We start from the raw sequence: 12,711 nt of genomic DNA on the forward strand, positions 1-12,711 counted from the left end.
ACGGGTTTCACTTGCCCGTCCGTCACTCAATCTGATAGCGCGAAGCCCACGAGGCTGGCGTTCCAGGACGTTGTTTGGATATTCCTAAGGAGGAATCGAATGGCTAAAGCCGCTGCCAAAGCTGCCGCCCCCAAAGCTCCCGCCAAGGAGAAGAAAGAAATGACCAAGAAGCTCATCCTCACCGGCGCCGACATCGCGGCCATCGGAGAAGAGGCAGAGCTCCTGGTGGGGGGCAAGAACTACAACACCGCCATCATAAGCCAGGTGTCCGGAATCCGCGCCCCGCAGTTCCGGGCCGTTTCCTCCGTGGCTTTCCATAAGCTCCTCGACGAGACCAAGGTCAACGCGGCGCTCATCCGCCAGACCGTGGACCACGAATATAACCGCATCGACTGGGCGGGCGAAGAGGTCAACAAGGACCCCGAGTTCCTCAAGCACTTCGTGCGCACCCTGGCCCAGGAAGTGAAGGCCACCTCCCCCGAGAAGGCCACGCTCATCAAGCTGCGCACCTTCGTCAACAACGTGGTGGAAGGCTTCGCCACCTCCCCCGAGGGCATCGACCAGCTGCGCAAGAGAAGCGTTCTCGTGCAGGTGGCCATCCTCTGCGTGGACATGCCCGCCGACGTGGCCGAGGCCGTGCGTAGCGCCTACCAGGACATCTGCAGGGACGCCGGGCTCGAAGACGTGCCCGTGGCCGTGCGCTCCTCCGCCGCCGGCGAGGACTCGCGCAAGAAAGCCTTCGCGGGCCTGCAGGACACGTATCTCAACATCGTGGGCGACGACCGCGTGGTCGAAGCCTACCAGTGGGACTGCTCCTCGGCCTACAACCTGCGCTCCATGACCTACCGCCGCGAGGCCATCCTGGACGCCGTGCAGCTGGCCGAACGCACCGGTGACAACACCATCGCCGAGAAGGCCAAGCAGGAATGGGCCATCGAGAACACCTCGCTCTCGGTGTGCATCATGCGCATGATCAACCCGGTCATCTCCGGTACGGCCTTCTCCGCCGACACCTCCACCGGCTGCCGGGGAACCGACCGCAAGGACCTGGTCTCCATCGACTGCTCCTACGGCCTGGGTGAGGCGGTTGTGGGCGGCATGGTCACCCCGGACAAGCTCTACGTGTTCCAGAGCGAGGACTCCCGCGAAGTGGTCATCCGCTTCATGGGATTTAAAGACAAAAAGATCATCTACGACGAGCGCGGCGGCACCAAGATCGTGCCCGTGGACGAGCTCGAAGCCTACCGCTGGGCCCTGTCCCTGGCCCAGGCCGAGGAAGTGGCCCGCGGCGTGCGCGCCATCTCCGTGGCCTACGGCGGCATGATCATGGACACCGAGTTCTGCATCGACCAGTCCGAGCGGCTCTGGTTCGTGCAGGCCCGCCCCGAGACCCGCTGGAACGAGGAATTCGAACTGCACCCCGACACCATCTTCATGCGCCGCATGGAGGTGGACAAGGCTGCCCTGGCCCGGGCCGAGGTCATCCTCGAGGGCAACGGCGCCTCGCGCGGAGCAGGGCAGGGCACCGTGAAGTTCCTGCGCTCGGCCCTGGAGCTCAACAAGATCAACAAGGGCGACATCCTGGCCGCCGAACGCACCGACCCGGACATGGTGCCGGGCATGCGCGTGGCCTCCGCCATCCTGGCCGACGTGGGCGGCGACACCTCCCACGCCGCCATCACCTCCCGGGAACTTGGCATCCCGGCGGTCATCGGCATCCAGCGCGCGGAGCTCCTGCGCTCCCTGGACGGCCAGGAAGTCACCGTGGACGGCTCGCGCGGCGTGGCCTACCGGGGCCTTTTGCCCCTGGTGGCCGTGGGCGGCGAGATGGACCTCTCCAAGCTTCCCGCCACCAAGACCAAGGTCGGCCTCATCCTGGCCGACGTGGGCCAGGCCCTGTTCCTGTCGCGCCTGCGCATGGTGCAGGACTTCGAAGTGGGCCTCCTGCGCGCCGAATTCATGCTGGGCAACATCGGCGTGCACCCCATGGCCCTTGAAGCCTACGACCAGGGCATGCTGAACCAGCTGGTGGACAAGAAGCTGCTGGAATACGACCAGCGCCTGACCAAGGTCATCCGCGAGCAGATGGCTGCGGGCTACATCCCCATGGACCTGAAGCTCCGCCAGTACGTGGGCCTGGTCACCGGCCTCGCCAAGGAGCTGGAGCAGCTGACCGAGAGGGAAGGAGCCAGAGGCACCGACGAGGTGCTGGCCATCCACCGCCGCCTGCGCGAGCTGGACAAGAAGCTCGACGAATACCTGGGCAACGCCACCCGCCGCCTGGAGGTGCTCAAGACCTCCACTAGCCTGGAAGACCACGTGGCCGTCATCATGGGCTACTGGGAGGAGCTGCAGGACACCTCCACCCACGCCGAGGCCGTGAAGCGCCGCATGGAAGTCAAGGCCCACGTGGCCGAGCGCGCCCAGGCCGTGGCGAATGAGCCCTTCATCATCGAGACCCTGGAGAAGATCTCCCAGATGCGCGCCGAGATCGCCCGCCAGGTGGGCATCCAGCGCGACATGGAAGAGGTGCGCACCCTGCCCGGACGCATCGGCAAGCAGCTGCGTTCGCGCGGCTACCGCACCGGCAAGGAGCTCTACGTCCAGACCCTGGCCCAGAACCTGGCGCTCTTCGCCATGGCCTTCTACGGCCGGCCCATCATCTACCGCACCACCGACTTCAAATCCAACGAGTACCGCAACCTGGTGGGCGGCATGCTCTTCGAGAACTACGAAGACAACCCCATGCTCGGCTACCGGGGCGTCTCCCGCAACATCCACGACTGGGAGATCGAATCCTTCAAGCTGGCGCGCGGCATCTTCGGCGGCAAGAACCTCCAGATGATGCTGCCCTTCGTGCGCACCCTGGAAGAAGCCCGCTCCATGAAGCGCTACCTCTCCAAGGTGCACAAGATGCGTTCCGGAGAGGACGGCCTGAAGATCCACATGATGAGCGAGATTCCCTCCAACGCCATCCTGGCCAAGGAGTTCATCCAGGAGTTCGACGGCTTCTCCATCGGCTCCAACGACATGACCCAGATGGTGCTGGCCACCGACCGCGACAACCCGAGCCTGCAGCACATCTACGACGAGGAGGACCCGGCCGTGGTCTGGGCAATCCTCGCCACCATCTTCACCGGACAGAAGATGGGCAAGAAGGTGGGTTTCTGTGGCCAGGGCGTGTCCAACAGCCTCATCCTGCGGGGCCTGGTGTCCATCGCTGGCATCGTGAGCGCCTCGGTGGTGCCCGACACCTACTACCAGACCAAGTTCGACGTGGCCTCCGTGGAAGGGATGAACATCCCGGTGTCCAGGCTGGGCGGCTGGATCGGCGAGCAGCACCTGAACCGGCTGCACGAGTTGCTGAAATCCCACAAGTACGAGCACATCCTGAAGAAGTACAAGTCCGCCAAGGACCTCTCCGAGTGGTACGAAGGCGAGCTGACCAGGCTTGCCACTCAGCTGCGCGACCACCTGGACACCCCCAAGGAGGGCTTCTACCGCCAGGAGCTGGAGAAGTACCGGGGAGCCTTCCACAAGCCGGTGATCTACGCCGCCTGGGACTGGGAGAAGACCGTGGCCGACGCCCTCTACCACGCCGGATTCAGCGACTGGGAGGAGCAGGCCAAGGCCCTGGCAGACCAGAGGAAGAAGAGCTGGTAGTCGAGTAAAAGAGAAAAGGCCGGAGGTTAGAGCCTCCGGCGGCCAAAGGGCTACGCCCTTTGGAATCCCGAATAGCAAAAAGGCGGCCGCGAGGCCGCCTTTTTGCGTGGGACCGGCAAGGCCACTGGACGGAAACACTTCCAGTGGCCATACTCACGAAATGCCCCGCACCCCCATCGACCAACCCGCCTTCCTCCCCATGACCCGCGCCGAGATGGACCGCCTCGGCTGGGACGAACTGGACGTGCTCCTCGTCACCGGCGACGCTTATGTGGACCATCCTTCCTTCGGCGCGCCGCTTCTGGGCCGCTGGCTGGTCAGCCACGGCTACAAGACAGGCATTATAGCCCAGCCCCGCTGGGAAGCGCCGGACGACCTGGCCGTCATGGGCCGCCCGCGTCTGTTCGCCGGCGTCACGGCCGGGTCTTTGGACTCCATGCTGGCCCACTACACGGCCTTCCGCAAAAAACGCTCCGACGACGCCTACACCCCGGGCGGCCAGGCGGGCGCGCGGCCCAACCGGGCGTCGGTGGTCTACGCCAACCTCGTGCGCCGGGCCTTTCCGGGCATCCCTGTGGCCCTGGGCGGCATCGAGGCCTCGCTTCGGCGCGTGTCCCACTACGATTTCTGGTCCGACTCGCTCAGACGATCCATCCTCCTGGACGCCAAGGCCAGCGTGGTGCTCTACGGCATGGCCGAGCACTCGGTGCTGTCCCTGGCCGAGGGACTGGACCGACTGGAATCCGAGGGAGGGGAACTCGCGGACGTGCTGCAGCGCGTTCCCGGCGCGGTGTACGCGTGCAAGCCAGGCAGTCTTCCCGAAGGAATGGACGTGCTGGAGCTGCCCTCCCACGAGGACATCCTGGCCGACCCGAGGCTCCTCATAAAGGCCACGCTTACCATGGAGCGCCACGTCCACCAGAACCGGCAGACCGCCGTGCAGCGAAGCGGCGACCGGCTGGTGGTGCTGACCCCGCCGGGCGAGGGCCTGGAAGGGGACGCCCTGGACGGGCTCTACGCGCTGCCCTTCACCAGGCAGGCCCACCCGTCGTACTCCGAGGCCATTCCGGCGGCGGACATGATCCGGGGGAGCCTGAACATCCACCGCGGCTGCGCCGGGGGCTGCTCCTTCTGCACCCTGGCCCTGCACCAGGGGCGGCGCATCCGCTCCCGCAGCAGGCGCTCGGCCCTGGACGAGGCGGCCCGCCTGGCCCGCACCAAGGGCTTCACCGGCAGCATAAGCGACGTGGGCGGCCCCAGCGCCAACATGTGGGGAGGCCGTTGCGCCGGGGACATGACCTCCTGCGTGCGGTCAAGCTGCCTGACGCCGCGCATCTGCAAGCATTTCCAGGTGGACCAGGACGCCTTCGTGGAGCTTCTTGACGACGTGTCCCGCGTGCCGGGCGTGCGCCACGTGCGGGTGGCCAGCGGCTGGCGCATGGACCTGGGGCTGGCGGACAAGCCCGCCCTGTCGCGCATGATCCGGGAGTTCACCGGCGGGCAGGCCAAGGTGGCCCCCGAACACATGGCCGCCCACGTGCTGCGGCTCATGCGCAAGCCGGGCTTTTCGGTGTTCGAGCAGTTCCTGGGGCTTTTCGAGAACGAATCCGACCGCGCGGGCAAGGAGCAGTATGTGGTCCCCTACCTCATGAGCGCCTTCCCCGGCTGCACCATGCAGGACATGGAGGACCTCTCGGGCTGGCTCAAGGCCAAGGGCTGGAAGCCGAGCCAGGTGCAGTGCTTCATCCCGCTTCCCGGAACCGCAGCCGCGGCCATGTATTTCGCCGGGACCGACCTGGAAGGCCAGCCCATCCATGTGGCCCGAAGCGACGCCGAGCGCCTGGGCCAGCACGCGGCGCTCAGTTCCGGACGCGAGCGGCGCCTGGCCGGAGCAGGGGCGGGCAGGCGCGGCGGCGACAGGAAGGAACAGGAGCGCAACGGCGCGCCAGGACGCCGGGGCGGCGAGCCGGAAGGCGGCGGAACGCATCCCCGCGCCTCTCGCGGCGGCGCGGGCGGCTCGCATGCGGGTCCGGCCGCGCAGGCAGCAAAGGACCCTCGCCGAAACGGGGGAGGGAAGAGCCGGGGCACGGCGCAGGGCGGCCCAGCCGGACCCCAGCCTGAGCCCGGCCGGGGCGGACGCGGCAGGCCCGCCGGAAGGAAGGGCCCCCGGCGTTCGAGAGGATGAGCCGGGAAGGCCTACGCTACTCCGGGGCGGGATCGCCGTCCGGCCCCTGAGTGAACATCTCCACCGCACCCTGAAGGGTGTCCAGCTTGACGGGCTTGGACAGGTAGTGGTTCATGCCCGCCTGGAGCAGGCGTTCCCGGTCGCCCAGCATGGCCGACGCGGTCAGGGCGACGATGGGCGCCGCCGCCGCACGGGGACCGCATTCCCCGGCCCTGATTCGGCGGGTCGCCTCGAGGCCGTCCAGGCGCGGCATCTGCACGTCCATCAGGATCAGATCGACTTCCTCGCGCACCAGGGCGTCCAGAGCGGCCTGCCCGTCCTCCACGGAAAGGACCTGATGCCCGAGCGATTCCAGGAACTCCTCGAAGAAGCCCCGGTTGAGGGCGTTGTCCTCGGCCAGGAGGATTCGCAGCCGTCGCCCATGCACCGCCCCTGCGGACGGCTGGGGGAGGGCCTCCTGGGTCTGGGCCGGAGCGGACTCGAAGCGGGCGGTGAAGAAAAAGACGCTCCCCCCCTCGTGGCCGGCTTCCACCCAGACGCTCCCGCCCATGAGCGCGGTCAGTTCGCGGCAGATGGCCAGTCCCAGCCCGCTTCCCTGGTGCGACTTGGAATAGCCCGAGTCTGCCTGATGGAAGGCTTCGAAAACCTTCTCCTTCTGTTCGGGCGCGATCCCGGGGCCCGTGTCGGCCACCGCAGCCTGGATTTCGATGCGCCCATCCCCGCAGGGCCTGGCCGGTCCGATGGTCACGGTCACCGAGCCCTTGCGGGTGAACTTGACCGCGTTGCCCACCAGGTTGCCCAGCACCTGGGACAGGCGCAGGGGATCGCCCAACAGGCGGCCGGGCAGGTTCCCCTCCCAGCGCACGAAGAAGGACAGCCCCTTTTCCCGGCAGGCGGCCTGGAAGCGGCCCAGCGCGAAGTCGATGGTCTCCCTGGGGGCGAAGGGGATCTTTTCGAGAGTGATCTTTCCGGCCTCGACCCTGGAGAGGTCCAGGATGTCGTTGACCAGGGCCAGAAGGTCGCGGGTGGATTGGATGATCTGCCTGGAGTAGTGCCCCTCCTTGCCCCGGGACGAGGCCAGCAGCGACAGCTCCGCCAGCCCCAGGATGGAGGTGATGGGCGTGCGTATCTCGTGGCTCATGTTGGCCAGGAATTGGCTCTTGGCCTTGGACGCCTCCAGGGCTTCGTCCTTGGCCTGGATCATCTGCTCGGCCGTGGCGATGCGCTCGGCGATTTCTGCCTGGAGCCTTGAGTTGGCCAGTTCCAGGTCCTTGGTGCGGTCGTCCACCCGCTGCTCCAGGGTGCGGTTCAGATAGGTGAGCATGGCCTGGGATTCGCTGATGGCCTGCAGGTGCGTGGCCAGTTCCTGGAGCATGAACCGGAAGCCCTTGGCCAGGTCGGCCACCTCCGTGGTGGCGCCTTCGGCCAGGGTGTCCAGCTCCATGGCGAGCTGGCCCGGCCGCGAAAAATTGCCCCTGGGCAGCTCGCGGGCCTCCTCGGAGAGCACCTTGAGCGGTTTGGATATGCCCAAAAGGATCGGATAGAGCGCGCACAACCCGAGCATCAGCACTCCGAAGGCGATGACGGCCTGCACGAGGGCCAGCTTGTCGCCCGGCCGGGTGAGTTCGTCCATGCTTGCGATCAGGGCGATGTTCAAGTCGAAGGGCTTGAAATGCTCCACGAAGGCGATCTGTCTCTCGGGTTCGCCCGTGACGGGGTTCGGCCATCGGTATTCCACTGGCTGGCCGGTGCCCTGGGCGGAGCGCAGCACCTCTTCCGGGAAGGCCCATCCCGCGGCGTTCCCGGTCATGCCGCTTGCCGCCGTTCCCTCGCGCCAAGGGTTGAGGAGAACCCGCCCCGTCTTGTCCACAATGAAAAGACGCCCCTTGTCTCCGTAGTGTATGCCGGAGAGGTCCGAGGCCAGTTCCTGGACCGCCTTCTCGCGCAGGACGCCGTCGATCTTCTCCAACTCCTCCATGTCCACCATGGTGCCCACGATCCAGTCCCACTGCGGAAAGGCGAAGAACATGCCCATGCGCTTGCTCTTCTGGCCGCCGTCGCGATCGGCCCACCAGAAGACCGAACTCGCGCTGCCCGTCTCCCGGACGGTCTTTCCCACGAGTTCGAATGCGTCCTGGCCCTTGAGGTTGGGAAAGCCGGTCCATTTCCTACCTTCGAGCCCCGGGTCCTTCACTGCGAGGGCGGTGAGGTCGTGGTCGAGGATGAAGACGGAACTTGCGTCCGGGCCGAAGGTGCGGCTCTTGACCCAGGCCAGGGCCTTCTTGCGGGCCTGTTCGCCGGTCATGTCCCCGGCGTTCTCGAGGCTGTGCAGGAGGGAGATGCCGACCAGCGCGCCTCTGCACGCCTGCTGGATGCGGCGTTTGCGCTCGGCCACGGCGGCGCTTTTGAGGTCGAGGTAGCGGTTGAAGCTGTTTTCGGCGGTGAGACGCACGAGGCTGCGTATCTCGGTGGCGAATCCTTTTTCCAGGGTCAGGATGTCATCGGTGAGCATGGTCCTGGCCATGGAGAACACCAGCAGTCCACCAGCGGCGAAAATGGCCGCCACAGCCGCGAAAATCCGCGATTGAATTGTGGCGAAGGGACGTGTCATCGCCTGGGGAGCCTCATTGAGAATCCTGGGTGAGAATGCTGGTGAAGACTTCCTCCGATTCCGCCAGGACGTCGCTCGGGGGGTTGAATCCGATGCGCTTTGCGGTTTCCAGGTTGACGGCGAGAACCGGCGGATCCTCGAACACCTGGGGCAGGCTGCCGGGGCTGGCTCCGCGCAGTATCTGGGAAAACGCCCTGGCGTAGAACAGGCCGATGGCCTTGAAGTCGGTCTGGGAGAGGCTCAGGAGCGCCCCACGGCGGACTGCTCCCGAGCCCATCTGGGCGAAGGTGGGAATCTTGGCGTCCAGAAACGGCTTGAACAGTTCGGGCATGGTGCTGGGCTTCACGGTCATGGAATGGGTGATGAGCACCGCGTCCGCTTCCTTGGCGAGCCGTTCGTTGCAGGCGCGGAAGCTGGCCACGGCCTGGGAGAAATCCGGCGAGTTGGTCACGGCGTGGCATTCCACCAGTTCCACGCCCTGTTCACGGCAGACGTCCTTCACGTCGTCGATGGCGGCGTAAATACGTCCCGTCGGGCTGTCCTCGAAGGTCACGCCCAATTTCCTGAAGTGAACGATGTCGTGGAAAACGGAAACCTGGCGCTTGTAGCGCGCGGGATCGCAGAGGGCGAAGACATGGGGCCGCCCGGAATACTGGGCGGACTTCACGATGCCCGCCTTCACCGCATCGCTGGACTGGAAGACGATCACCGGGGTGGAGTGCCGGTCGTTGGCCAGATCCTGCCCGGCCCAGGTGCCCATGGCGATGACCGCGTCGATGTCCCTGCGCTCGCGCAGACGGTTGATGGCTTCGTCCTTGTTCCGCTCCCGCGCCGTTTCCTCCCAGTTGGCCGACCAGAACGCGTCGGGCACGAATTCCAGGTAGTCGCTTCGGGCGTTTTGCGAAAGCCAGGCCCACATGGCCCGATCGTCCGGGAAGCTGGTCTTGTGGAAGGTTTCGTCGGCCTGGATCCAGCCGAGCTTCTCGAGACCCCGCACGAACGATTTGAGGACCTTCTGGTAGTTCTCGTAGGTGCCTCCCTCGACGTAGGCGATGCGCCATTTTCCCTCCTGTCTGGGGGCAGGGGCGGTGTCGGCTGCCTCGAGGGGAAGGGGGAGGAATGCGGCCGCCAGGACGCTCAGAACGGCTAGAAAGGCTGCCAGGGTGGTGGGGATGCGTGCACCCATCGAAATCTCCGGAAGTTTTCCGGCAAGGCCATAACAGGACCCGGACCGGGCGTAAACAGAAGCTTCCGGGGATGTCCCGGGCCGGTGCGGACAGGTAAACGTGCAATGCACCGGCCGCTTTTACGTTGCCTTTCCTGAAAAGCGTGGTATGTGGCCGATAAGACTCTTAACTTCAACACAGGAGGCACCTCATGCGCGCACTGTTCTCTCTGCCCGTACTTGACGACGCCACCGGCGAGATCATCGGAATCATCGCTCCCAGGACGGGGATGATGACCAGCATGGGAGCCATCCTGATGGTGGAGGGGCCGGGAGCTCTCGTCTTTACCGATTCCAACGGCGTGCGCGCCAGCCACGGGCACGCCAAACCCTGGGTGGAGGAAGCCGAGGCCCGCAGCTGGGGCTTCTCCAAGGACTACGAGACCTGCGCCCTGGCGGTCTGAGCCAGGCACCCAGACGTATCCGAGGGCAATATCATGAGGACGTTTTCACTGACCCTGGGCTGGTTCTTCACCCTGGTGGCGGCGGGCTGCATCTGGCCCCTGGACGGCGGCGCCCTGGCCGTTACCGCCGAGGAGCTCAAGCCGAGACCCGGCGAATCCGTGGCCACCTTCGCGGGTGGATGCTTCTGGTGCACCGAATCCGACTTCGAGAAGGTCCCGGGAGTCACACGGGTGATTTCCGGCTACTGCGGAGGCAAGGAACCGAACCCCACCTATAAGGAAGTTTCCGCCGGGAGCACCGGCCATATGGAATCGATCCAGGTGTTCTTCGATCCGGGGAAGGTGAGCTATGCCGAACTGGTGGAATACCTGTGGCATCACATCGACCCCACCGACGCGGGCGGGCAGTTCGTGGACCGGGGCAAGCAGTACCGCTCGGCCATCTTCTACCACGACGAGGAGCAGAAGCGGATCGCCGAGGAATCCAAGGAGCGCCTGGCGAAATCCGGCGTATTCGAAGGCAAGCCCATCGTCACGGAGATTCGGCCCTACGAGACCTTCTATCCTGCCGAGGACTACCACCAGGACTACTACAAGAACAATCCCGTGCGGTACAACTACTACCGCTGGGGCTCCGGGCGCGACCAGTTCCTGAAGAAGACCTGGGGCGAGCAGCACGAACCAGGGCCGGGGCAGGGCGGACCCGTTGCCGGTCCCAAGGCGTTCACGAAGCCGAGCGACGCTGAACTGAAAAAGACCCTCACCCCCATGCAGTACAAGGTGACGCAGCACGAAGGCACCGAACCGCCCTTCGACAACGAGTACAACGCCAACAAGCGCGCCGGCATCTACGTGGACATCGTCTCGGGCGAGCCGCTGTTTTCTTCCCTCGACAAGTACGATTCCGGAACGGGCTGGCCGAGCTTCGTCAGGCCCCTGGAGCCGGGCAACATCGTCACCAAGGAGGATCGCTCGCTCTTTTCCGTGCGCACCGAGGTGCGCTCCAAGCTGGCTGGTTCGCACCTGGGACACGTCTTCAACGACGGGCCTCCGCCAACGGGGCTGCGCTACTGCATGAATTCGGCTGCGCTGCGCTTCATTCCGGCCGAGGATCTGGAAAAAGAAGGGTACGGTCAGTACGCGCCGCTCTTCAAGTAGAGCGGGGGGAGCCCAAAGGGCTTGTCCCTGTGGGCTCCGGAGGCTTCACAAACTGAAGGTACGGTCTCCGGCGGCCGGTCGAAGCCGCAACGTGAAACCGGGAGGAACCATGACACGCTTTCCGCGCTTCTGGAGCATCGCCGCGCTCGTGGCCGTCGCCGGGCTTGCGGCCTGGGCTCCCATCGCCGTGGCTGCCGGGACGGACCAGGCCCAGCCGGCTCAAGTGCAGCCGGCTCAGGCCCAGCCGGCTCAGCCCGCGGCGCCGGGATCGCCGTCAGCAGCCCCCGCCAAGCCTTCGGGGACCACAGCCACGCACGCCGGGCCCGCCCCGGCTGGGGCGGAGTCCAAGACCGTTGCTCCCGCCCCGGCCTTGAGTTTCGACCCGCCCCACTGCTCGGTGATGTTCTTCGTCAAACATATCCTGGCCAAGGTGCCGGGACGCTTCGAAAGCTATTCCGGCACGGTGCGCTTCGATCCGCAGAACCTGGAGGGCAGCGTGATCGACGTGAGCGTGGACATGGCCAGCATAAGCACCGGCGTGCCCAAGCGCGACGAACACCTGAAGAGTCCGGACTTCTTCGACGTGGGCAAGTACCCGGCCATGTGGTTCGTCAGTCAGAAGATAACATCCAAGGGCGGCAGCGAGTATGTGGCCGAGGGCGACCTGACCATCAAGGACGTGACCAAGCGCATCCAGCTGCCCTTCACCTACCTGGGGACCAAACCCTCGCCCCTGGAGCAGGGAAAGCAGGTGGTCGGGTTCGAGGCGCGGTTCTCCATCAACCTGCTGGAGTTCCACGTGGGCGATGGCAAGTTCCAGCGCATGGGCGCGCTCGGCGACACGGCCGAGGTGGTGATCAACCTGGAGATGCTGCGCTAGCAAGCTCAGCCGGATGACGGAAACAAAAAGGCCTCCGGGCGTAAACCCGGAGGCCTTTTGCGTTCATTTCGCCCGTTTGTATTCCACGTATCCGGCCCTGGGACTTACGCCGCCGGGAACCAGATAGTAGAAGGTGAACGCGTCGGGGCCTTCCATCTTGCCAAGGCGCAGCCCTTCGGTGTGTCCGGCGAGGTAGAAGGTCGTGTTGTCCTTGTCGATGACGCCGGAGAACGAATCCTTGCCGGCGTTTTTGCCTCCCCATTCCACCGTGCCATGGAACACCCGGCCCTCCTGCGCGGTCACCACCAGTTTGGCCGTATTGCCCTCGGCCTTAATGAAACCGTGGGTCTTGTGGTGCAGTTGGAAGTCCCCGGCCTCCCAAGCGCCCACGAGGTTGGGGATGGGGCCTGGGGTTTGGCGGTTCATCATCTGGGATCCCATGGGCTGATTACCCATCATCTGAGGTCCCATCTGTTGCTGGGCCAGGGCGGGAAGCGCCAGGAACACGGTCAGCAATGCTGCGATGACGGCTTTGAGCATATGGAGCTCCTCTGTCGGGATTGGGAATCCTCCATACTCTGCCGC

Annotated in this window: 8 protein-coding genes; 5 read left to right on the plus strand and 3 right to left on the minus strand. The window is 65.4% G+C overall.

What is annotated here, in order from left to right; genetic code table 11:
- The first annotated feature begins 99 nt into the window (after positions 1-99).
- The gene (locus ML540_RS06125) at positions 100-3,663 is read left to right on the plus strand and encodes a PEP/pyruvate-binding domain-containing protein (protein WP_243359349.1); all 3,564 of its coding nucleotides are present in this window, start codon (positions 100-102) and stop codon (positions 3,661-3,663) included.
- 160 nt (positions 3,664-3,823) lie between these two features.
- Positions 3,824-5,848, plus strand: a complete 2,025-nt coding sequence (locus ML540_RS06130) for a YgiQ family radical SAM protein (RefSeq protein WP_243359350.1) — start codon at positions 3,824-3,826, stop codon at positions 5,846-5,848.
- A gap of 16 nt (positions 5,849-5,864) precedes the next feature.
- Here the strand turns inward: ML540_RS06130 and ML540_RS06135 are convergent, their stop codons facing one another.
- Positions 5,865-8,414, minus strand: coding sequence for a cache domain-containing protein (locus ML540_RS06135; RefSeq protein WP_243359352.1), 2,550 nt, complete (start codon positions 8,412-8,414; stop codon positions 5,865-5,867).
- Positions 8,415-8,472: 58 nt separating this feature from the next.
- Positions 8,473-9,645, minus strand: a complete 1,173-nt coding sequence (locus ML540_RS06140) for an ABC transporter substrate-binding protein (protein WP_243359356.1) — start codon at positions 9,643-9,645, stop codon at positions 8,473-8,475.
- A gap of 191 nt (positions 9,646-9,836) precedes the next feature.
- Between ML540_RS06140 and ML540_RS06145 the strand changes: the two genes are divergently transcribed.
- The 3 genes from ML540_RS06145 to ML540_RS06155 all read left to right on the plus strand — a co-directional run bounded on the left by ML540_RS06145 (position 9,837) and on the right by ML540_RS06155 (position 12,126).
- Positions 9,837-10,088 (plus strand): hypothetical protein, encoded by a 252-nt coding sequence (locus tag ML540_RS06145; RefSeq protein ID WP_243359357.1) that lies wholly within the window; start codon positions 9,837-9,839, stop codon positions 10,086-10,088.
- A gap of 33 nt (positions 10,089-10,121) precedes the next feature.
- A complete protein-coding gene (gene msrB, locus ML540_RS06150) occupies positions 10,122-11,246 on the plus strand; it encodes a peptide-methionine (R)-S-oxide reductase MsrB (RefSeq protein ID WP_243359359.1) in 1,125 nt (374 codons plus the stop codon).
- Between the two features lie 109 nt (positions 11,247-11,355).
- A complete protein-coding gene (locus ML540_RS06155; RefSeq protein ID WP_243359361.1) occupies positions 11,356-12,126 on the plus strand; it encodes a YceI family protein in 771 nt (256 codons plus the stop codon).
- Between the two features lie 63 nt (positions 12,127-12,189).
- On the opposite strand, the gene ML540_RS06160 is transcribed toward ML540_RS06155, so the two are convergent.
- Positions 12,190-12,666, minus strand: a complete 477-nt coding sequence (locus tag ML540_RS06160; protein WP_243359363.1) for a hypothetical protein — start codon at positions 12,664-12,666, stop codon at positions 12,190-12,192.
- Between the last annotated feature and the right edge of the window lie 45 nt (positions 12,667-12,711).

The sequence above is a fragment of the Fundidesulfovibrio terrae genome (assembly GCF_022808915.1).
GTDB classification, from domain to species: domain Bacteria; phylum Desulfobacterota; class Desulfovibrionia; order Desulfovibrionales; family Desulfovibrionaceae; genus Fundidesulfovibrio; species Fundidesulfovibrio terrae.

Bases quoted from the DNA above. Each gene is read 5' to 3' on its own strand.
- ML540_RS06125 (WP_243359349.1), top strand. From the start codon at position 100: ATGGCTAAAGCCGCTGCCAAAGCTGCCGCCCCCAAAGCTCCCGCCAAG.
- ML540_RS06130 (WP_243359350.1), top strand. From the start codon at position 3,824: ATGCCCCGCACCCCCATCGACCAACCCGCCTTCCTCCCCATGACCCGC.
- ML540_RS06140 (WP_243359356.1), bottom strand. From the start codon at position 9,645: ATGGGTGCACGCATCCCCACCACCCTGGCAGCCTTTCTAGCCGTTCTG.
- ML540_RS06145 (WP_243359357.1), top strand. From the start codon at position 9,837: ATGCGCGCACTGTTCTCTCTGCCCGTACTTGACGACGCCACCGGCGAG.
- msrB (WP_243359359.1), top strand. From the start codon at position 10,122: ATGAGGACGTTTTCACTGACCCTGGGCTGGTTCTTCACCCTGGTGGCG.
- ML540_RS06155 (WP_243359361.1), top strand. From the start codon at position 11,356: ATGACACGCTTTCCGCGCTTCTGGAGCATCGCCGCGCTCGTGGCCGTC.
- ML540_RS06160 (WP_243359363.1), bottom strand. From the start codon at position 12,666: ATGCTCAAAGCCGTCATCGCAGCATTGCTGACCGTGTTCCTGGCGCTT.